Annotated in this window: 18 protein-coding genes; 6 read left to right on the top strand and 12 right to left on the bottom strand. The window is 68.5% G+C overall.

Features of this window, described 5'->3' with window-relative positions; all coding sequences use genetic code 11:
* Window positions 1-123 precede the first annotated feature (123 nt).
* Window positions 124-819, bottom strand: coding sequence for a TetR/AcrR family transcriptional regulator (locus EPO51_RS02895; RefSeq protein ID WP_293345800.1), 696 nt, complete (start codon window positions 817-819; stop codon window positions 124-126).
* Between the two features lie 208 nt (window positions 820-1,027).
* On the opposite strand from EPO51_RS02895, the gene EPO51_RS02890 reads away from it, so the two are divergent.
* Window positions 1,028-4,501, top strand: coding sequence for an indolepyruvate ferredoxin oxidoreductase family protein (locus tag EPO51_RS02890; RefSeq protein ID WP_293345798.1), 3,474 nt, complete (start codon window positions 1,028-1,030; stop codon window positions 4,499-4,501).
* A 143-nt stretch (window positions 4,502-4,644) separates the two neighbouring features.
* On the opposite strand, the gene EPO51_RS02885 is transcribed toward EPO51_RS02890, so the two are convergent.
* The 9 genes from EPO51_RS02885 to EPO51_RS02845 form a co-directional block, all read right to left on the bottom strand.
* Complete coding sequence (locus EPO51_RS02885; protein ID WP_293345796.1) at window positions 4,645-6,954, bottom strand: TonB-dependent receptor; 2,310 nt, start codon at window positions 6,952-6,954, stop codon at window positions 4,645-4,647.
* A 234-nt stretch (window positions 6,955-7,188) separates the two neighbouring features.
* The gene (locus EPO51_RS02880) at window positions 7,189-7,992 is read right to left on the bottom strand and encodes an aldolase/citrate lyase family protein (protein ID WP_293345794.1); all 804 of its coding nucleotides are present in this window, start codon (window positions 7,990-7,992) and stop codon (window positions 7,189-7,191) included.
* Window position 7,993: 1 nt separating this feature from the next.
* Window positions 7,994-8,794, bottom strand: a complete 801-nt coding sequence (hpaH, locus tag EPO51_RS02875) for a 2-oxo-hept-4-ene-1,7-dioate hydratase (protein ID WP_293345792.1) — start codon at window positions 8,792-8,794, stop codon at window positions 7,994-7,996.
* Window positions 8,795-8,916: 122 nt separating this feature from the next.
* Window positions 8,917-9,723 carry an SDR family NAD(P)-dependent oxidoreductase gene (locus tag EPO51_RS02870; protein ID WP_293345790.1) on the bottom strand — a complete coding sequence of 269 codons (807 nt, stop codon included), beginning with the start codon at window positions 9,721-9,723 and terminating at the stop codon, window positions 8,917-8,919.
* Between the two features lie 10 nt (window positions 9,724-9,733).
* Window positions 9,734-10,312 carry a 3-phenylpropionate/cinnamic acid dioxygenase subunit beta gene (locus tag EPO51_RS02865; RefSeq protein WP_293345788.1) on the bottom strand — a complete coding sequence of 193 codons (579 nt, stop codon included), beginning with the start codon at window positions 10,310-10,312 and terminating at the stop codon, window positions 9,734-9,736.
* A 2-nt stretch (window positions 10,313-10,314) separates the two neighbouring features.
* Window positions 10,315-11,643, bottom strand: a complete 1,329-nt coding sequence (locus EPO51_RS02860; protein ID WP_293345786.1) for an aromatic ring-hydroxylating oxygenase subunit alpha — start codon at window positions 11,641-11,643, stop codon at window positions 10,315-10,317.
* Entirely contained in the window at window positions 11,640-12,035 is a 396-nt protein-coding gene (locus tag EPO51_RS02855; RefSeq protein ID WP_293345784.1) for a non-heme iron oxygenase ferredoxin subunit, read from the bottom strand. The genes EPO51_RS02860 and EPO51_RS02855 overlap by 4 nt, the downstream gene beginning before the upstream one ends.
* Window positions 12,036-12,108: 73 nt before the next feature.
* Window positions 12,109-13,293: a CaiB/BaiF CoA transferase family protein gene (locus EPO51_RS02850; RefSeq protein WP_293345782.1), complete on the bottom strand. Its 1,185-nt coding sequence runs from the start codon at window positions 13,291-13,293 to the stop codon at window positions 12,109-12,111.
* 29 nt (window positions 13,294-13,322) lie between these two features.
* Window positions 13,323-14,675 (bottom strand): spinster family MFS transporter, encoded by a 1,353-nt coding sequence (locus tag EPO51_RS02845; protein ID WP_293345780.1) that lies wholly within the window; start codon window positions 14,673-14,675, stop codon window positions 13,323-13,325.
* Between the two features lie 235 nt (window positions 14,676-14,910).
* Between EPO51_RS02845 and EPO51_RS02840 the strand changes: the two genes are divergently transcribed.
* Window positions 14,911-15,528, top strand: a complete 618-nt coding sequence (locus tag EPO51_RS02840) for a TetR/AcrR family transcriptional regulator (RefSeq protein WP_293345778.1) — start codon at window positions 14,911-14,913, stop codon at window positions 15,526-15,528.
* A gap of 1 nt (window position 15,529) precedes the next feature.
* On the opposite strand, the gene EPO51_RS02835 is transcribed toward EPO51_RS02840, so the two are convergent.
* The gene (locus EPO51_RS02835) at window positions 15,530-17,083 is read right to left on the bottom strand and encodes an AMP-binding protein (RefSeq protein ID WP_293345776.1); all 1,554 of its coding nucleotides are present in this window, start codon (window positions 17,081-17,083) and stop codon (window positions 15,530-15,532) included.
* A gap of 243 nt (window positions 17,084-17,326) precedes the next feature.
* Here EPO51_RS02835 and EPO51_RS02830 point away from each other — a divergent pair, with 243 nt between their 5' ends.
* The 4 genes from EPO51_RS02830 to EPO51_RS02815 are packed head-to-tail and all read left to right on the top strand — an operon-like array spanning window position 17,327 to window position 20,480.
* Entirely contained in the window at window positions 17,327-17,590 is a 264-nt protein-coding gene (locus EPO51_RS02830) for a hypothetical protein (protein WP_293345774.1), read from the top strand.
* Window positions 17,591-17,600: 10 nt separating this feature from the next.
* Entirely contained in the window at window positions 17,601-18,434 is an 834-nt protein-coding gene (locus EPO51_RS02825; RefSeq protein ID WP_293345771.1) for a DODA-type extradiol aromatic ring-opening family dioxygenase, read from the top strand.
* Window positions 18,435-18,460: 26 nt separating this feature from the next.
* Complete coding sequence (locus tag EPO51_RS02820; protein WP_293345769.1) at window positions 18,461-19,291, top strand: alpha/beta fold hydrolase; 831 nt, start codon at window positions 18,461-18,463, stop codon at window positions 19,289-19,291.
* Between the two features lie 40 nt (window positions 19,292-19,331).
* A complete protein-coding gene (locus EPO51_RS02815) occupies window positions 19,332-20,480 on the top strand; it encodes an NAD(P)/FAD-dependent oxidoreductase (RefSeq protein WP_293345767.1) in 1,149 nt (382 codons plus the stop codon).
* 402 nt (window positions 20,481-20,882) lie between these two features.
* Here the strand turns inward: EPO51_RS02815 and EPO51_RS02810 are convergent, their stop codons facing one another.
* Window positions 20,883-21,113, bottom strand: coding sequence for a hypothetical protein (locus EPO51_RS02810; RefSeq protein WP_293345765.1), 231 nt, complete (start codon window positions 21,111-21,113; stop codon window positions 20,883-20,885).
* Window positions 21,114-21,288 lie beyond the last annotated feature (175 nt).

Here is a 21,288-nt window from a genome sequence, read left to right as displayed (position 1 = left end):
CCGGCGGAACTGGAGCCGGCTGACGACGCTAGCTGAGCCCCACTGGCATGACAATACGCACGCGTATTGATGGGGAGCAGGACTGGGCCTAACGCCCGGCGCTGCATCCCTGAAGAGGGCGGACTAGCTCTCGCGGCGCGCTGGCCGGGAGGCCGCCTTGGCCGGCGCGCTGCGCTTGGCCGCGGCCGGCGCCTGGTCCGTCGGATCGGACGGCGGCGCTGGCGTTGCGGATATCGCCTGGACCGGCTCGTCGATCAGGAACTGCAGGAGGCTCTCCAGGCGACTGTGCTGCGCCCGCTTCGGCTCATCGCGGAAGATGTTGCGCTCGCCCACGGCGAAGCCGAACAACAGGGCGCCGCGCGCGGCCGCCTCCCGCTCCGACAAGCCGCAGTCGCGGAAGAGCTGGGCGAGATAGTCCATGCGTTCGCGATCGCACTCCGTGAGGACGGCCCGCACCCGCGCGTCGCGGCGGGCCCAGGCGCGCATCGCCACCTCCATGCGGGCAAGGGCGTTTGCTGGGGACATGTCGATGGCGATCTTGGAGAGCAGGCGCAGCTTGTGCAGCGGGTCCTGGCCCTTCGCCTCGACGTAGCGGATGACGTTGCGGGTGGAGTTGTCGCGCCAATATTCGATGACGGCCGCCAGGAGATCCTCGCGGTCCTTGAAGTGCCAGTAGAAGCTTCCCTTGCTGACGCTCAGCGAGCGGGCGAGCGGCTCCACCCCGACGGATTCGACGCTCTGGTCCACCAGGACCTCCAGCGCCGCCTTCACCCAGTCGTCACGATCCAACCGGCGGCGCGGTTCGAGGCCAACGTTCATACGCCACCGTATTGACCGGCCGCCGAGCGCGACCTAGGCTGACGAGCAGGCTGAGAGGCGCTGGTCGCCCCCTCCGCCGAAACCGAAACTCTCAAGAAATCTCTCTCCCAGGACCTGGAGCCAGCCCTTCCCAGACCGACGGCCGTTTGCCCGGCGAAGAACATACGGTCCCGAATGGTTGCGCCAGAGCTAGTGCAAGGGCTTGTCGATGCTGCAGAACCTCACCCTCGAAGACAAGTACGAACTCCAAGAGGGTCGCGTTTTCGTCTCCGGCACCCAGGCGCTCACGCGCGTGCTGCTGGCTCAGCAGCGGGCTGACGCCGCAGCGGGCCTGAACACGGCGGGCTTCATCTCCGGCTATCGCGGCTCGCCGCTCGGGGGCCTCGACATGGCCCTTTGGCGCGCCCGCAGGCAGCTCGCGGCCCACGGCGTGGTGTTCCAGCCCGGCGTCAACGAGGAACTCGCCGCCACCGCGGTCTACGGGTCCCAGCAGCTCGACATCTTCGAGGGGGCCAAGCACGACGGCGTCTTCGCGGCCTGGTATGGCAAGGGTCCGGGCGTGGACCGGGCGGGAGACGCCCTGAAGCATGGCAACCTGGCCGGCGCTCACCGCAACGGCGGCGTGCTGGTGTTCGCCGGCGACGACCACGCCGCCAAGTCCTCGACAACCGCCCATCAGTCGGAGCAAGCGCTGGCGGCAGCGCTGATCCCCGTGCTCTATCCCGCCAACGTCGAGGAGTTCCTGGCGTTCGGCGCATTTGGCTATGCGCTCTCGCGCTTCACCGGCCTCTGGGCGGGCTTCAAGTGCGTGAACGACACGGCGGACGCGACAATGAGCGCGCGCCTGGACACCGTGCCGCGCGGCTTCCACAGGCCCAACGACGTCGCCCTGCCGCCGGAGGGCCTCAACATCCTGGTTGGGGAATCCCAGCTCAGCATGGAGCGCCGCACGGTCCAGTTCCGGCTGCCTGCGGCCCAGGCGTTCGCGCGCGCGAACAACTTCGACAGGGTGATCTTCGAGGCGCCTGCGGGCGGTATCGGCATCGTGACGGCCGGCAAGGCCTATCTCGATGTCCGCGAGGCGCTGGCGGCCCTGGGCGTCGACGAGCGGCGCGCGCGCAAGCTGGGCGTGGCTGTGCTGAAGCTCGGCCTCACATGGCCGGCGGACGGCGAGACGATCCGCCGCTTTGCCGAGGGCCGCCGCGAGATCCTCGTGATCGAGGAAAAGCGCGCCTTCATCGAGCCGCAGGTGAAGGAGGCGCTCTACCACCTCTCGGCGGACCGCCGGCCGCGTGTTTCGGGCAAGGCGACGCCCGAGGGCGCCCCGCTCCTGCCCGGCTTCGGCGAGCTTTCCGCCGGTTCTGTGCTCAACGCCATGGCCGACCGCCTCGATGCGCACGACCTCGTGGACGACGAGCTCCGCGCCCGTATCACGGCGGTCCGGGCCCGCCGGGCGCAGGTGATCACCGCCCCGATGACCGAGCACGCGCGGGCGCCGTTCTTCTGTTCCGGCTGTCCGCACAACACCTCGACGGTCGTGCCGGAGGGCAGCGTCGGCCTGTCCGGCATCGGCTGCCACGTGATGGCCGCCCTGATGCCGCACCGCAAGCACGCCTGGCCGGTGCAGATGGGGGGTGAAGGCGCGAACTGGATCGGGGCCGCCCCGTTCACGCGGACGCAGCACGTCTTCCAGAACCTGGGCGACGGGACCTACTTCCACTCCGGCGTCCTGGCGGTGCGCGCCGCGATCGCCGCCGGCGTGAACATCACATACAAGCTGCTCTACAACGACGCCGTGGCGATGACCGGCGGCCAGCCCGTGGAGGGCACGCTCACGCCGCTGCAGATCGCCGCCGAGCTGCAGGCGGAGGGCGCGGCGCGCGTCCTGATCATCGCCGACGACCCGAGCCGGTACGACACGCTCAAGGCTCAGCTCGGCGAGATCCCCCTCTATGGCCGTGAGCGCCTCGACGCGATCCAGAAGGAGTTGCGTGAGGTGCCCGGCGTCACCGTCATCATCTACGACCAAGTCTGCGCCGCCGAGAAGCGGCGCCGGCGCAAGCGCGGCGAGTTTCCCGATCCGCCGCGCCGGGTGTTCGTCAACGATCTGGTCTGCGAGGGATGCGGCGACTGCGGCGTGAAATCGAACTGCGTCAGCGTCCAGCCGCTGGAGACCGAGTTCGGTCGCAAGCGGAAGATCGATCAGTCGTCCTGCAACAAGGACTTCAGCTGCATCCAGGGGTTCTGCCCGTCCTTCGTCACCGTGGAGGGCGGCAAGCCCCGCGCACGCACGCCCGTTTCGGGCGGGGTGAACATCCCGGACCTCCCGGAGCCCTCACAGGTTGAGGGCTCCAGCTCCATCCTGATCACCGGCATCGGCGGCACGGGGGTGATCACGGTGGGCGCCGTGCTCGGCATGGCCGCCCACCTCGAGGGCAAGGGCTGCTCCATCGTCGACATGACCGGGCTGTCGCAGAAGAACGGCGCGGTGATGAGCCACCTCAAGATCGCGCCCAGCGTGGACGAGGTGTACGCCGCGCGCGTGGACGTCGCCTCGGCGGACCTGCTGCTGGCATGCGACATGATCACCGCCGGCGGCGGCGAGGCCGCCCAGATGCTGCAGCCCGGCCTGACCGCGGGCGTGGTCAACAGCGATGTGACGCCGACTGCCGCCTTCACCTTCACCCGGACCGTCAACTTCAACGAAGCCCAGACGGCGCGGAAGCTCCGCGAGGTGCTCAACCCCGAGCGCAGCGCATTCCTGCCGGCCACCGCGTTGGCGGAACGCCTCCTCGGCGATTCCATCGCCACCAACATGATGATCCTCGGCGCGGCCTGCCAATTGGGTCTCCTGCCCGTCGCTCGGGCCTCGATCGAGGAAGCGATCCGGCTGAACGGCGTCTCGGTCGAGCAGACCCAGTTGGCGTTCTCCCTCGGCCGCTGGGCCGCGGTCGACCCCGACGCGCTGGCGAGGCTTGCGGCGCCTGCGCCGGCCGCCCAGGCGACGGGTTCCCTCGCGCTGTCCGGTTCCCTGGACGAGCTCGTCGAACGGCGCGTGGAATTCCTGTCCGCCTATCAGAACCGCGCCTATGCGGAAGCCTACCGGGCGTTCGTCGGCCGCGTGCAGCGGGCGGAGGCGGCGGTGTCGAGCGGCGGAGCGGCCCTGACCACCGCCGTCGCCCGCAACCTCTTCAAGCTCATGGCGTACAAGGACGAATACGAGGTCGCCCGCCTCTACGCCGATCGCACGTTCGCCGAGAAGCTGAAGGCGCAGTTCGACGGAGACCTGAAGCTCACCTTCCACTTGTCGCCGCCGGTGATCGCGCCCCGTGATCCGGACAGCGGCCGGCCGCGGAAGCTCGCCTTCGGCCCGTGGATGATGACCGCCTTCAAGGTTCTCGCCCGCTTGAAGGGCTTGCGCGGGACGCCGTTCGATCCCTTTGGCCTGACCGAGGAACGTCGCATGGAGCGGGAGCTGATCAGCACCTACCGCACGGATATCGAACGCGCGATCGAGCAATTGACGCCCGAGAGCCTGGCCGTCGCGGTCAAGCTCGCCGAACTCCCCGCCGAGATCTATGGCTACGGCCATATCAAGGCCGCCAGGGTGGCTGAAACGCAGCAGGCCCGCGCCGACCTGCTGGCGGCCCTCACGACCGCCTACAGCATCGCCGCCGAATAGCCGGCCGCTGCCGATCCCCGGCCGCAGCGCGGCCGGGGCAAGACTGCCGCTCCGCCTGCGCACTCAGAAAAATGGCCCCGGGCGCGAGCCCGGGGCCAGTCCTATGCCGCCCCGGGGAGGATCGGGGCGGGCTTCTGTGGCGACTAGAAGCGGGTGGAGAGCTCGACCCCCACCTGGCGAGTGCGCTGGGTGTCACGGAAGCGAACGCCCGTGACGCTTGGCGCGTCGGTGCCATAGTCGCTGTAGAGTTCGTCCGTCAGGTTCTTGCCGAACACCGCGACGGTCCAGCGCTCGTCGGCGGTGGCGAGCGCCACGCGGGCGTCGAGCAGGCCGAAGGCCTTCTGGATCTGCATCGGGTCGTTCGACAGACCCAGGTTGGACTTCGTGCGGTAGCTGTAGTTGGCCTGGGTGGTCAGAACGTAGGGCCCCAGGTCGGCCTTGTGGCTGACGCCGAGCGAAGCGGACCACTTCGAATTGACCGGCGCGGGCTTGCCGGTGAGGTCCTGGCGGCAGACCGTGCCCGCCGGCGTCGCGAGACGCTGCTCCACGTAGCACGCGGAGTTCGGATAGCTGACCCAGTAGGCGTCGCTGTAGGCGAGCGCCCCGTTGATCCGCAGCGCCGACGTGGGACGCCAGGTGAAGTCGGTCTCGACGCCTTGCGCCCGCTGCTTGGCGGCATTGCCCACGACATAACTGGTGCGGCCGTCAAAGACGCTGACCTGCAGGTCCTCGATGTCCGTCCGGTAGATGGTGGCGCCGAAGAACAGCCGCCCGTCCACCAGCGTGCCGCGGTAGCCGGCCTCGTAGGAGGTCGCCTTTTCCGGGAGGAACTTCAGCGCATTCCGGTCCGCCCCGGCATAGACCCAGTCGAACCCGCCGGCCTTCGCGCCACGCACCACCTTGGCGTAGAACATGCCGTTCTCGACTTTGTACTGGAGGCCCAATTCCGGCATGAAGTGGGACTCCGACAGCTCGAGGTCCCGGAAGATGTGCGGCACGCCGTACACCCGAGAGTAGATCGAGGGCACCCCCGGCGCGGGCGACTGCTCGATCGAGGGATCGGGCGTGGTCGTGTTGATGCGCACCGAATAGGAGCCCTGCTCAGCATCCTTTTCAACGCGCATATAGCGGGCCGCGAAGTTCACCTTCAGGCTGTCGGTCAGCTGGTAGTTGGTGTCGAAGAACACCGAGTAGTTCTTCGTCTGCTGATCCAGGTAGCTGAGGCGTGCGATCGGCGGGAGGGGCGATCCGAACGGCGCAGGCTGGGCCGCCAGGTTGAGCTTGTTCTGCGCCGAAGGGTTGAGGTTGTCCTTCTGGAAGTAGGCGCCGAGGATGTAGTTCAGCCGTTGATCGCCGCTGGAGGTGAGCCGGACTTCCTGGCTGAACTGGTTGTAGTGCTCATGGTGATCGTAATCGAAGATCGGCAGAGGGCTCATGTCGCCCTCGGTGTCCTGTGAGAAGCCGTACCAGGTGTAGGCCGTGACCGAAGTGATGGTCCCGAGACCGACGTCGTAGTTCACGGTCGCCTGCAGGGTCTGGTTGTTCATCCGCGCAGTGTCTTGGGTCTTCCCGTTCTGCGGCGGACCGCTGCCGAAGGACCGCACGCGGTCGAAACGGAATTCCGTCACGGCGCCGTTGCCGATATTGGCCGTCGCCTGGTTCGTGCCGCCAAGGCCGAGTAGAGAGTACGAGTCGTACTTCAGCTCGATCGACAGGTCCTCGGTCGGTTCGAGTTCGGCGGAGATGCGGCCGGCGCGGTCGCGGCGCCGCGGGTCATGCGTGACGCCCGTCGGCCGAAGGGTCTTCAGCCAGCCCTTGTTCAGGTCCGCGTAGTACCCGGCGGCGCGGATACGGAAACGGTCGCTCACCGGCAGCGTCACGCCCCCCTGGACGACCGTCTCCTGGTGCTGGGTCTCGTAGCTGACCGACAGGTCCCCCTCGAAGGTGTCGCCAGGCTTGCGGGTGATCACGCTGATCGCGCCGGCGATAGCGCTGTTGCCATAGAGCGCGACCTGCGGGCCGCGCAGGACCTCCACGCGCTCGAGGTCATAATAGGGAAACCGGGACTGTTGCCCGCGACCCGCGTACACGCCATCGACGAAGCTCGCCACGGACTGTTCGAACGAGGGGTTGCCGCCCGAACCGACGCCGCGGATGAAGGTGTAGGTGTTGACGCCCGCGGTGGTCTGCTTGAACGCCGGGACCCGCATCGCCAGGTCCACCTGGTTGACGATCTTCTCGTCGCGCAGGGCCTGGCCGGTGACGGCCGCAACCGACACCGGGACGTCCTGCAGCGTCTCCTCCCGCTTGCGCGCGGTGACGACCAGTTCCTCAAGCGCGACGCTTTCGCCGCCCGCCCCAGAGGTTTGCGCCGCCGCGCCGGTGGGCACGCTGGCGAGGAGCATGGCGCAGACCGCCGCGCTCGAGAAATAGGCTTGCTGTCGGAGCTTCATCAGATCCCCCCTCGGTTTGTGCGGCCCTGTTCCGGGCTCGCGGGATTACGCGATATACAACATACGCTATCGTATCTTGCAATCATATGATTTCGGCCCGAGGCCCGCTGGGAACGCACGACGCTCCCCCTAAGCCATTGTTTTTGTGCAGCTACCCCGCCGCTCGCCGATCGCGGCGGCATCGGGGGTGTTCGACCTGCAACACTTCCTCGGAATTTCTCGGAGCATTCCGACTTATCTGCCAGGCGCCGCGCCGGCGTCCGGCGCGGCAGGCCGGAACGCCTGCGCCAGCCGCTCCACACTGCGGGCGAGCAGATGCACGTCCGCTCCGACGGCGACGAAGCTGCAGCCCTTGTCGATCAGCCCGCGCGCAACGGTCTCGTCGACGGAGAGGGCGCCGACCCGCTGGCCGAGCTTCCGCAGCCTTTCGATCGCCGTCTCCATCGCCGCGACGACGTCAGGGTGCCCGGGCTGGCCCAGGTGGCCCATGTCGGCGGCGAGATCGGCCGCGCCGATGAACACGCCATCCACACCGGGCGCCGTGGCGATCTCTTCCAGGTTCGCCAGGCCGCGACGGGACTCGATCTGCACCAGGAGGCAGATCTCCGCGTCGGCCCGTCCCAGGTAGGACCGGATCCGGCTCCAGCGAGAAGCGCGGGCCAGTCCGGCGCCGACGCCACGCATCCCGTTCGGGGGGTATCGCACGGCCTTGACCAGCCGCTCGGCCTGGTCGCCGCTCTCCACCATGGGGACGAGCATGGTCTGCACGCCGATGTCGAGCAGCTGCTTGATCAGGTTCGGATCGTCCGATCGCGGGCGGACGACCGGATGGGTGTCGTAGGCCGCGAGAACCTGCAGCTGGCTGAGGATGGTGCGCAGGTCGTTCGGCCCATGCTCCAGATCCAGCAGCATCCAGTCGAAAGCCGCGCCGGCGCAGACCTCCGCCGCCAGCGGGTCGGCCATGACCGACCAGAGGCCGACCAGCAGCTCGCCGCGCGCCAGCCGCGCCTTGAACCGGTTGGTGAGCAGGTCGTCCATCTCAGACGAACCGGCAGGAGATCGACCCGAGCGGGCCGTACTCGACGTGGAACGTGTCCCCGGCGGCGACCGGAACGGCGCGGGTGAAGGACCCGGCCAGCACGACCTCGCCGGCCTCCAGGCGCCCGCCAAAGCGCGCCAGCTTGTTGGCCAGCCAGACGATGCCGTTCGCCGGATGGTTCAACACCGCCGCAGCGACGCCGGATTCCTCGATCTCCCCGTTGCGGAACATCAGCGCGGAGACCCAGCGCAGATCGAGATCGTCCGGCCGCTTCGGCTGCCCTCCGAGGACCACGGCGCCGTTCGCGGCGTTGTCGGCGATCGTGTCGAACACCCGGCGCATCGCACCGGTCTCGGGGTCGACCCGCTGTATGCGCGCGTCGATGATCTCGAGGGCCGGGGTCACATAGGCCGTCGCGTCGAGGACGTCGAAGAGGGTGCAGTTCGGGCCCACCAGGGGCTTCTTGAGCATGAAGGCCAGCTCGACCTCCAGCCGCGGCTCGATGAACCGCGACATCGGAATCTGCGCGCCGCTCTCCAGCATCATGTCGTCCAGAAGGACGCCGTGGTCAGGTTCGTCGATGCGGGCGAGCTGCTGCATCGCCTTCGAGGTGAGCCCGATCTTATGGCCCCGCACCTGCCGGCCCGCCGCGATCTTCAGCGCGACCCACTGCTCCTGAACGGCATAGGCTTGGTCGAAGGTGATGTCGGGATATTCCAACGAGAGCTGACGCATCGGCCGACCGGTCTTCTCGGCCTCGTCGAGCCGCCGGGCGACTTCGCCGATCTGCGCCTGCTCCATGATCGATCCCGCTCCCTTGGCGGCGGGTCGCTTCCCACGCCGATCCGCGGTCAACGCCACCGCGACATTTCCATACAGTTATGTTTGGTTAGTCGACAGCCATTGGGGTGTCAATTGGCGCCCTAGAACGGCGCGATGGGACGCACACCAACGCCGCCGTCGCTCAGGATCACCTGCCCGGTGACCGCGCGGGAGTCTCGGCGGCTGGCCAGAAGAACATACAGGCCAGCATGGTCTTCGGCCTCCTGCGCCAGGCGCAGCGGGTTCGTCGGGACGATGCGCGCCGCCGAGGCCTCCCGATCCGCGCCGAGGGAACGCTGCGCCTGTCCGAGGCTCTCCGTTCCGCGCAACTGCGTGAGCGTCGCTCCCGGTCCGACGCCATTGACGCGGACGTCGGGCGCGAACTCCAGCGCCAGCCGACGGATCAGCCCGAGCACCGCGTGCTTGGAGCTCACGTAGAGGACGCCGCCGCCTCCGGCCTCATGGCTCGCGACCGAGGCGGTGAACACCAGGCTCCCGCGGGTCTCGACCAGCGCCTCCCGTGCGGCGAGGGCGAGGAGCAGATAGCCCCGCACATTGATCGCGAAGAGCTCATCCATCGCCGCGACGAGACTCTCGGGCGTGTACTTCGACAGCGGGCGGTGGAAGTCGAACACACCGGCGTTGCCGACCGCGATATCCAGCCGACCGAAGGCGGAAACGGCCGTCCTTACCGCCGTCTCGTGCGCCGTCCATTCGCGCACGTCTCCGACCACGGTCTTGAGGCGGTCGCCATGGGCCTCTCCAAGGGCCTGGAGTCCCTCAGCGTCACGGTCCAGAGCGACCACGCCGCGGACCCCCTCGGCCATGTAGCGGTCGACCACCGCCCGTCCGATCCCCGTTGAAGCGCCGGTGACAATCGCCACCTGGTCGGTCAGCCAGCCGCTCATGAGGCCCCCATCACAGGAAGACGTTGAGGTTCTTGGCGAGCAGCACCGTCTGCGTGATGTAGATCTCGCGCCGGGCGAGCCGCAGCGCGCCTTCCGCGTCGCGGCGAAGCAGATCCGTGCGCCGGCCCGCCAGCCAGCTTTCCTCCGCCTCGTTGCGACCCCGGCAGTTCACGAACGTCGAATACACGCGGTAATCGCCCTCCGTGTCGGTGAGCTCCACCTCGACGTTGTTGATGATGTGGCAGGCCCGGGTCGCCGGGTCCTCGGCCCACGCCGTGGCGTGCATGAACCGGGTGACCCGCCGGCGCAGGTTCAGCAGATCGTCGTCATAGAACGCCATGCGCTCGCTGATCGGTCCGCCCGAGGTGTCGTTGCGATAACGGGCCTGGATCCCGGGCATCCAATAGTGGACATCTTCCGTCAGAAGTCCGAGCCACTCCTCGTAGCGCTCCTCGTCCAGAAGCCTGGCCTCGCGGTACAGGAACTGCTCGATCTCAAAGACCAGACGGGGGTCGGGAAGGGCCGGAAACTGCGGCGGCCTGGGCGAGCGAATCGCATCGGCGGGATGTGGCTCTTGCACCTGGCTCACGCTCAACGCCCCCCCGGAACTTGCGACCAGTCCTCGGCGCAAAGCAGGTCCAGCCAGCGGCCGTAGAAGGCCCGCTGGTTGGAATCGTTGAACTTGCGCAGGTGGACGTTGCCGGGCAGCTCCTCGTGCTCGACCTTGCTGTTCAGGCCGAGGCCGTAGTGCAGCTTCTGGCGGCGCGCCACGACGCCGGCGGCGGTGCGCGTGGCGTTCTCCCAGTTCTCGCCGTCGTCCATTTCAAGAGTGCCGGACGGGGAGAAGGTGCGCATCACGCCACGCCGGTACTTGGCCTTCAGTGACGCCGGGGCGTCCTTGTTGACCAGCACCCAGGTGTGCAGCTCCGTGCGATGCGGCCCCCGCGGGTTCCAGGTGCGAATGGTGTTGAGGCCCGCCAGGAAGGAGAAGTGCGGAAACAGCGTCGCCGATCCCATCGCGGCGACCATCCGCGACCGCACCTTTCCCAGCCGCTCGGCGACCAGCGTCTCGCGCTCGCGGATGTACTGGACCAGCTCCGGCTCTCCGAGGGTCATGATGTTGCCCACCATGTCGAAGCCGAACTGCATCCCGTGCCCGTTGGTGTTGGCCTGGTAGACGCTGTCCTGCTTGGCCTTGCCGACCCCACTGCCCAGCATCGCCACGGCGCCCGAGTTGTGGGTCCACTGGGCGTGCAGGGCGTCGCCGACGAAGTTCTCCGCCGGGACCTTCCAGTTGCAGTCGATCCAGGACTTGATGTTGCCGGTGAGGAACTCCGTCCCGCCCTCGTCGGTGTCGAGGATGACGTCGAGGTACCAGCGATAGTCGCCGAGATAGTCGTCGAGGCTCGGCGCCGCCGGATCGAAGGTGGCGAACAGCAGACCCTTGTAGCTGGCGACCCGGGCCTGCATGAGCCCGAGTTCCGACTTGTCGAAGTCCGGACAGGTCTTCTCGTAGATCTCCTCCGCCGGCAGGCCGAGCAGGGCGCCGTCCCGGCCGAACGCCCAGCCGTGGTAGTTGCACGTGAAACGTCGGGCGTTGCCGGCCTCAGCGAAGCACACCCGGTTGCCTCGGTGCGGGCAGGCGTTGAGGAACACCCGGACCTGCCCGTCGTTGCCGCGGGCGACGATCACGCCGTCCTCGCCGATCGTCGTAGTCAGGAAGTCCCCGGGGCTGGCGACCTGGCTCTCGTGGGCCACGAAGATCCAGCAGCGCGCGAAAATACGCTCTAGCTCCAGCCGATAGATCGCGTCGTCCCAGAAAATCCGGGGAGAAATTCGCCCCTTCTGGAGGTCGACCAGTTGGCGCAGCGATTCCGCAGACGGACGCGCCCACACCTCCTCTTCCAGTTGCTCGCTCATGCCGACACCTCCTGGTCCGTCCGCGCGCCACGCAGATCGGCAAAGACCGTTCCGTCGATGACCTGCACCGGAAAGGTCCGGATGGGATCGGTCGCCGGGAAACACATGGGACGGCCGTCCCTGACGTCGAAGCGGCCGTCATGGACGGGGCAGCAAATGTCGTGGCCCTCGATCCAGCCTTCGCTCAGCGAAGCCTTCGCGTGGCTGCACCCGTCCTGGGTGGCGAAGTACCCCCCGTCGATCCGGCAGACCGCGATCGGTTCGACGCCGGCCAGTCGCACCTTGCGGACGTCGCCTTCGCGGACCTCGTCCGCCCCGATCAGCCGCGTCATGCCTTCGGGCGCCTCGTCATGGACGCTCACCGCCAACGCCTCGTCATGGGCACGCCTCAACACTCTCATCCATACAGTTCTGTACGGTCTATGCCCCGCGCCCCAAGCTGTCAATCGGCTCGCCCGCTGAGCGTCAAACGACGCCGTCACGACGCAGTTCTGCGATTCGCCCCGGGTCGTATCCAAGCCAGCTTTCGAGGACCGCCTCGGTGTGTTCGCCCGCTCGCGGGGTCGGGCCGCGGGGCGTCACCGGCGTCTCGGACAGGCGGGTGACCGGGCCCTGCATCGGCAGGCTCACCCCGCCGCCCTGGGGTATCTCGACGATGAAGCCCCGGTGGCGGAGTTGCGGATTGTCGACCATCTCCGCGACGCTGGCGATCTTTGCGCTGGGGACGCCCGCCCGGCCCATCGCCGCCTCGATCTCGGCGCTGTCGTGCCTGGCGCACCAGTCGGCGACGATCGCCTCGGTGGCCGCCAGGTTGGCGACCCGGGCCGCATTGCTGGCGAACCGCGGATCCTCGAGCAGCTCGAGGCGGTCGATCGCCTTGAGGAACCGCGCGAACATGTCGTCGCCGCCGCAGAGGATCAGCACCCAGCGGCCGTCGCCAGCCTGGAAGGCGTTGCTCGGCGCGACGGTCCGTCCGCGGGCCCCGTTCCGGCCCATGGTCACCCCGTTGAGGATCTGGTTCGGAATCGCGGTCATGAGCAGCGACGCGCCGCTTTCCAGCAGCGAGATATCCACCATCTGGCCCTGGCCGGTGCGTTCGCGCGCCTGCAGCGCGGCCAGGACGCCGATCGTCGAATACAGGCCGGCCACATGGTCGCAGACAAATACCCCCATCAGCACCGGCGGACCGTCGGCGGGGCCGGTCAGGTCCATCAGCCCGCTCATGGCCTGCGCCGCGGAGTCAAAGCATGGGCGCGCGGCGTAGGGCCCATCCTGACCGAAGCCGCTGATGCGCGACATGATCAGCCGTGGATTGATGGCTCTGAGCTCGTCCCAGCCGCAGCCCATCTTCTCCATCGTGCCCGGCACGAAATTCTCCACCAGCACGTCGGCCTCGGCCACCAGCGCCTTGAGGATCGCCTGGCCTTCGGGCTTGCGCAGATCGAGGGACAAGCCCTTCTTTCCGCGATTCATGACGTGGAAATTCAGGCTCGTGCCGCCCAGGTCCGGCGGGTAGAGGCGCAGGCTGTCCCCGCCGCCGCTCTCGACCTTGATGACCTCCGCGCCCATGTCCGCGAGGATCATGGCGCAGTAGGGACCGGCGACGAAGCGCGCCAGGTCGATGACCTTCAAGCCCTCGAGAGGTCCCACATCGTCCTCCGTTCGCCGCCCTCGCCGGGCTAGCTGACTGTCTCTTCGCGGATCGTCTTCGCCGCCACGAGGAACAGGCCGATGGAGATCACCACGGCGCATTCACCGATGATCTTCGCCCAGCGCAGGCCTTCGGCGGAGCCCAGGCCGCCCGCCGCCAGCACGTCGCTAATCGCGCCCACGGCGAGCGGGCCGAAGCCCAGGCCGATCAGGTTGATGATGAACAGCAGCACCGCCGCCGCGGTCGCCCGGGTCCCAGGTCGCACCAGGCCCTGGATCGAGGCGTAGACCGGACCGAACCATGCCGTGTTGAGGAAGGCCGGGATCGCCAGCAACAGGATGCCGAGCAGCGCGGACGGGGTCAGCATCGCCCAGACGACGAAGGGCAGCGCCAGGCTCGCGAAGACCGCCGGCAGATAGACGTGCGCCCGCAGGTCCCGGGCGATCAGCCTGTCGGAGAGGCGGCCGCCGAGCAGGGCGCCGAGGATCCCCGCCGCGCCGCTCGTCAGGCCGATGGTCAGGCCGAGGAAGCCGGCCGGCTGCAGCCCAAGCCCGGCGGCCAGGGAAGCCAGTTCCGCCGGGTGGTTGCGAAGGAAGAAGGACGCGGTGAACGCCGTCTGGCCGTAGGTGACGAAGGCCTGCCCGGCGGCCGCGAAGGCGATCAGCCAGAAGGTCCGCTTGCCGGCGAGCTCGCGTGCGGCGTCGGCGAACGTCGGCCGGTCCGCCGCCTTGGCGGCCAGGGCGGCGCGGAGCCGGCGCCGGGGCTCATGCAGGGTCAGGGCCGCAAGCGCCGCGAGCAGCAGGCCCGGGGCTCCGGCCACAATGAAGGCCGCGCGCCAGCCGTAGGCGTCACCCACGATCCCGCCGAGGGCCATGCCCATCAGCGTCCCGAGCGGCGTCCCCATGGCATAGAAGGCCAGGCCTGAGGCGCGCTTCTCCCGCGGCATGTAGTCCGAGATCAGGGAGTGGGCCGGCGGGGTGCAACCCGCCTCTCCGATCCCGACGCCGAAGCGGGCCAGGATTAGCTGGGGGAAGTTCACCACCATTCCGCAGGCGATGGTGAAGCTGCTCCAGATCATCACCGAGGCGGCGATGATCCGCGGACGGTCTCCATGCTCCGCATATCTCGCGATCGGGATGCCGAGCACGCTGTACAGGAGGGCGAAGGCCAGGCCCGTCATCATGCCGATCTGCCAGTCGGCCAGGCCCAGTTCGAGCTTGATCGGCTCAGCCAGGATGTTGACCACCTGGCGGTCCAGGAAATTGAAGGTGTAGATCAACAGCAGCAGGAGCATCGCGTAGCGCCGCTCGCCCGCGGTCATGGTTCCGGGCGTGGCGGTCTCGTGCGCCGGCGGCGCCATTCGCGCAGTGTCGTCCGCCATCGCGGGTTCCCTCGAGCTCGCCCGGCTGGCCGGAACATACAGTTCTGTCTGTCGTATCGACTCAGCCCGCCGCGCGCAATCGAGCAATCCCGCCCGGCCGCGACGCCGTGCTTTGCATGCATCGCGTTATGTGGTCTTCCGGATCCCGGAGGGGTCGCACCGGGCGTGGTCCCATCCTATGAACAGTGGTGGGCGATCATGTGATCCGACCCGGGTCCGGCAAAGAGGTGGGCAGTTGGGCGCCATCAAGAAGAAGGCGGCGGTCGTCACGACTAGCGAGCCGAAGCGTCAGCTGACGCGCGAGGATTGGATCGACGCGGCCACGAAGCGCCTCGTGAACATGAGCGTCGAAGCCGTTCGGGTCGAACCCCTGGCGGCCGAGATCGGCGTCAGCCGCGGCAGCTTCTACTGGCACTTCAAGAGCCGGAAGGACCTGCTCGAGGCGATCCTGGGCCGCTGGCGGGAGAACCAGACCCGGCGGATCGTCGAGCGGATCAAGCAGGACCGCCGGCTGGGCGCCCGCGAGCAGCTCTCCCAGCTTAGAACGCTGCGCGGCAACCGGCGCGCAGACGACGCGGCGGCCCTGGAGCTGGCGATCCGCGCCTGGGCGCGCCGCGACAAGCTCGCCAAGCGGATCGTCTCCGAAGTCGATCGCGAGCGGTTGGAGTTCACGATCAGCCTGATGGTTGAAGGCGGCGCGGGCGAGGCCGACGCCCAGTCCCTCGCGCTGCTCGGCTACGCCTACACCATCGGCGAGTCCCTGCTTCAGGACGTCATCACCCAGGAGCAGATCGCCCAGTGTCGCGGGCACATCCTCGATCAGCAGATCGGCGCGCTGAAGGACGGCGGCTAGCTCAGGACGTCAGGGTGCGCGCGCGCAGGCGCAGGCCCTGCGCCTCCCGGTCCCAGCTGTCGCCCGTGACGGCGTCACGGCGCAGCTGTTCCTTGGTGACCTTGTTGGTGCTGGTCTTGGGCAGGACCGGCATGAAGCGGAAGAACCGCGGCACCATGAAGTGCGCGCACCGCGCCGCCAGGAACTCCGTCAGCGCCTCCGGAGACAGGATCGCCCCCTCCTCCGGCGCGATCACCGCCATGACCTCCTGGTCGCCGTGCGGCGAAGGCACCCCGATCACCGCCACCTCCAGCACCCCCGGATAGGCGGCGATCTCGCGCTCCACCTCCTGGGACGAGATGTTCTCGCCTCGCCGCCGGATCGCGTCCTTCATCCGGTCGACGAAGTAATAATCGCCGGCCGCGTCGCGCCGGAACGCGTCCCCGGTATGGAACCAGCCGTTGCGCCAGGCCGCCGCCGTCGCGGCCGGGTCGTTCAGATATCCAGCGTTCATGGTCCAGGGTTGGCTGGCGCGCAGGATCAGTTCGCCCACGGCGCCCACCTCGACCTCCTGGTCGTGAGCGTCGACGATGCGCGCCTCGATCCCGTCGCGGGGACGGCCGCAGCTCCCGTAGGCCTGGCTGTCGACGGCGGTGAGGATCGGAACCGAAACTTCGGTCATGCTGAAGGCCGCGAAATAGGAGAAGCCCTGCCGCTTGGCGAAGGCGGCGGTCTCCGGGGTGATCGGCGACATCATCGTGAAGTCGAAGGGCGCCTTGCCGTCCGGGTCGACCGAGGCCGCCAGGTAGCTCGTGATCGAGCTCAGCAACCCCACGAGCCGATTGCAGCCGGCCGCCTGCACGTCGGCCCAGAGGGTCTTGGCGCTGAAGCTCGGCGCCAGGTGCATAGACGCGCCGCCGGCCAGCGCCGACAGCGCCGCGCCAAGCGCCAATGTATGGAACATGGGCGTGTAGATGTAGATCCTGTTGTGCGGTCCAAGATAGCCGTGCGAGGCGGCCCCCGCGGCGGCCAGGTGCGCATAGGGGCAGAGCACGCCCTTCGACCGGCCCGTCGTGCCGGACGTGAACAGCACCGCCCCGATGTCCCAGGGCTGCGGCGAGGCCGTCGCCAAGGCCGGCTCGCCGCGCAGAAGGTTCTCGGCGAGGGTGCGCAGGGGTTCCGGCGCCGCGCCCGGGCCGGCCAGGATCACGGTGTCGAGGCGCCCGGCGTCGAACTCGCCGAGCCGCTCGGCGAGTTCCGCGTGGCACACCATGACGGCCGCGTCGGCGGTGACCACGGCGTGCCGCAGGGTCTCGCCGCGCAGCGCAACGTTCAGCGGCGCGATCACCGCGCCCAGGGCGCTGGCCCCGAACCAGGCGCGCAGGAAGCTCGGCCCGTTCGGCAGGAACAGCAGAACCCGGTCGCCTTCGCTGACACCCGCTTGCGCGAGCCCCGCCGCGGCTTGGCGCGCGATGGTCCACGCCTCGCCGTAGGTCCAGCGCGACCCATCGGCGAAGGTGGCGCAGATGGCCTCCGGGCTCTCCGCGGCGCGGCGCGCAAGCAGCGTCGCGACCACGCATGACTCGGCGCTCGGCGGACGATCTTCGAACCAGGGGGGATGCGGCATCGTCCGAACCTCTGAACCAGGACACGCGGGTCCGCTCTCCCGTCGCGCCCCCTCCGTCGAGCGGAAGGTTGGTTTGACAAGCCCGCGCGGTAGACATATCCATACAGTACTGCATGTTCAAGACGCCGCCGACGAGCTTGCCGATGCGCCCCGCGGCGCAACGAGCCGTCCGGCGACGCGGGAGGAAATCCGATGAGCTCAGAGGCCGTGGAGGTCGCCCTGTACGACCTCGGCGTTAAGCGCGAGGCGCGGACCGGGTTCGCCAGCGATCCAGACGCCTTCCTCGCCCGCTACGCCCTTGCCCCGGAGGAGGCCGCCATGATCCGCGAGTTCGACGTCGCGGGTCTGCAGGCGCGCAACGTCAGCCCGCTGCTGACCATGGGCTTCTGGATGATGAACCATCCGGGGAAATCCCGGACCGACTACCTCGACCAGCTACGCGCTGCCGGACAATAGGAGCCGAACGATGGGCACGATCGTGGGCGGCTTCGTCCTGCCGCATGAACCCGGACTGTTCTTTACGCCGCGGGAGGCCGCCAAGCCCGAGCTGCTCGAGGTGCACGGCGCGTACGACAAGGTCCGCGACCGCATCGGCGAGCTTGGGGCCACCACGGTCATCGTGGTCGGCGCCGACCACTATGTGCTGTTCGGGCCGCAGTGCCTGCCCAACTTCCTGATCGGCGTCGGGGACGTGACCGGTCCCTACGAGCGGTTTCCGGGCATCGGCCAGGACGAGATCCCCAACAACCGCGAGCTCGCCCGCCACATCCTGGACCACGGCCGCGCGAACGGCTTCGATTGGGCGGCGGCCAAGTCGCTGCGGGTCGATCATTCCGTCGGTCTGCCGGCGCGGATCTGCGCCCTGCCGAACCCTTCGGTCACCGGCGTCATCCCGGTCTATCTGGCGAGCGGCGTGGAGCCGCTGATCCCGATCCGGCGGGCCTATGAACTCGGCGGCGCCATTCGCGCGGCGGTAGAGGCCTCCGGGACGGATGAGCGAGTCGTGGTCATCGGGTCGGGCGGCATCAGCCACTGGGTGGGCATGTCGCGCATGGGCGATCACAACGAGGCGTTCGACCGTATGGTCCTCGACTGCGTCGTCCGCGGCGACCCCGCGCCCCTGCTCGCCCTGTCCGACACCGAGATCGTCCACCAAGCCGGCAACGGCGGCCTAGAGATCCGCAACCTGGTCTGCGCCATGGGCGCGATGCCCGGGCGGACCGGCGACCTGATCGCCTACCACGACCAGCCGGACTGGGTGGCGGGCCTCGGCTTCGCCGAAATCCACGCCGCGGCGTGATCCGAAACCTGGAAGGAAACGAGACCTTGAGTCATCCCGCAATCGGCAAGTCGGTCGTCGCCGCTGGCCTTAAGACCAACTATCACGAGATGGGGTCCGGCCGTCCGGTGATCCTGCTGCATGGTTCGGGCATGGGCGTCTCCGGCTGGGAGAACTGGCGCGGGGTCATGCCGGACCTGGCCAAGCATCACCGGGTCCTGGCGCCCGACATCGTCGGGTTCGGCTTCACCGAGCGGCCCCAGGAGGCGGAATACAACATCAAGCTGTGGGTCAAGCACCTGAGCGGCTTCATCGACGCGCTGGAGCTCGAAAAGCCGGTGCTGGTCGGCAACTCCTTTGGCGGCAGCCTGTCCCTGGCCTACGCCGCGCGCCAGTCCGACAAGCTGTCGGGCATGGTGCTGATGGGCACGCCCGCGGGGGATTTCACGCGCACCTCCGGGTCGAGCGCCTGGTATTATGAACCGTCGGTGGAAAACATGGGCGCGCTGCTCCGCGAGTTCCCCTACGACAAGTCGCTGGTCACCGATGAGATGATCACGTCGCGCCACGAAGTCACCGTGCTGGCGGGTGGCCTCGACGCCTATCGCGCCCTCTTCCCCGAGCCGGGTCCCGCTGGCGAGCAGAGAACCGTCCGCGGCCTGCCCGAGGCCACCCTGGCCCAGGTCACGACGCCGGTGCTCGCACTCCATGGGCGCGAGGACAAGATGATCCCACTGGAATGCAGCCTGCGGATCGCCCAGCACGTGCCGAACGCGGAGCTCCACGTGTTCGGCCGATGCGGCCACTGGGTGCAGATCGAGCGCAAGGACCAGTTCGTCCGGCAGACCCTGGACTTCATCGCGCGCCTTCCCGCCTGACCCTCCAAGGACAGCGGCGGTGAAAACGAGGACAGGCCCCTTGGTCATCGTCGGGGCCGGCCAGGCCGCGGCCGCTCTTGCCCGTGCGCTTCGTGAGCAGGGGTTCTCCGGGGACATACGGATGCTCGGCGAGGAGCTGGAGCCGCCTTACGAGCGTCCGCCCCTCTCCAAGCAGGTGCTGCTGGAGGGTCGCGCCCCGGACGCCCTTTGGCTTCTCGACGACGACGCCCGACTGGCGCAGGGCGTGACCCTCTCCACTTCCACCCGCGTGAGGCAAATCGACCGGGCGGCCCGCGAGGTCCTGACCGACGCCGGCGAGGCGATCCCCTACGAGACCCTGGTCCTCGCGACTGGGGGGGTAGCGCGGCGGCTGCCGGGCCTTGCCGTCGACGGTCGCCGCGTGTTCGAGCTGCGCACGCTGTCGGACGCCCTGGCGCTGCACACCGCCTTGCGCGGCGCGTGTCGCGTGCTGGTGATCGGCGGCGGCTGGCTCGGCCTGGAGGTGGCCGCCGCGGTCCGCCAGCAGGGCTGCGAGGTGACCCTTGCCGAGGCCGCGTCGCGACTCTGCGCGCGCTCAGCGCCGCCGGAGCTCTCTGAATACCTGCTTGCGCTGCACCGGGATCACGGCGTCGACGTGCGCCTCGGAGCCTGCGCCTTGCCCGCGCTCGGCGAAGACGGCCTGACCCTTGCGCCGGACGCCCAGCCCTATGACCTCGCCGTCGTGGCGATCGGCCTGGCCGCCCGCGACGAGCTCGCCGCCGCCGCCGGACTGGCCACGGCCGACGGCGTGCTGACCGACTGCAGCGGGGCGACGGCCGATCCCGACATCTTCGCGATCGGTGATGTGGCGCGCCTCTGCGCGTCCTCTGACGGGGCAGGCCTGCGCCTCGAGTCCTGGCGCCACGCCGAGACCCAGGCGAGGCTGGCTGCGGCGGCGATCGTCGGGCAGCCCCTGGGCTACGACGAGCCAGCCTGGTTCTGGTCGGACCAGTTCGGTCGCCTTATTCAGATCGCTGGCCTTCCGACACCCGACCTTGAGCTGATCGAGGCGGAAGCCGGCGAGAAGCCGCTCTGGCGCTACGGCCGAGGGGGCGAAGTCGAGACGGTGATCGGCGTGGACCGCGCGAGGGACGTCCGCCTTGCCCATCGCACCCTCCCCTCGCTGGCCAGTCGCATCGCGGGCCTCTGAGGTCAGCGCAGAATCTGCAGCTGAAGCGCTGGTCACCGGCGTCCGCGGGAACGTCAGCACCGTCGAGATCCAGATCGCGCTGCGACCACCATCCCAGGCCATGGGAGACAAGTGACGTACCGACTGCGCCCACCGCCACACCGTCAGGCCGCCACTCGCGTCTGCGGCAGATCTGCTCCAATTTCCTTTGCAACTTCGGTGCCCTGGCCGGGACTGCGTCGGGCCGTTTTGCGATAGCCGCACTGCACTCAACAACCTGACCAGCTCGCCCCCTTGGAGCAGCCACCACCAATGTTCGCGACGAGTCAGAAGCCGGCCCTCGGCGGTCCCGCTCGACCCAGCGCCAGAAAGCAGACCTTCCCAACGTCAGCTATGAGTCGATGGTGTTGAAAAAGGGCCTGACTACGAGCGGTGCACCAGCTGGCCGATCAAGCCAGCGAGGCTGATCGCCCCGAACATGAGGCTGCCCATCCGAACGAAGAAGGGGTAGCTGCGCGCGTCTCCGCCAAGGTCGTAGTTGTCACGCTGGAGCCGGCCACCATCCATCCGCTTCAGTCCACGGCCTATGGCCTCTGCCTTCCAAAGGCACAGAGCGCTGACGGCAAGGAGGAGCGCTGGGATCAGCAGGTTCATCGGACTCTCTGAGAGCGACTGCCATAGCTTAGCCGCAAGTTACCCGCCTGCCGATTGACCTGCCCCCCTTTGGTCCCTCGATCATTATGAGAGCCCAGGGGGTTGGTAGCTGATCTCAAGCGCCGGCGGTAGCGGCCGGGCGGTGGAGCTGATCAAGTTGCGCAGCCGGCCGGCC

The organism is Phenylobacterium sp., assembly GCF_004297125.1.
Taxonomy (GTDB): Bacteria; Pseudomonadota; Alphaproteobacteria; order Caulobacterales; family Caulobacteraceae; genus Phenylobacterium.
This window is presented reverse-complemented; position numbering and strand designations above follow the sequence as displayed.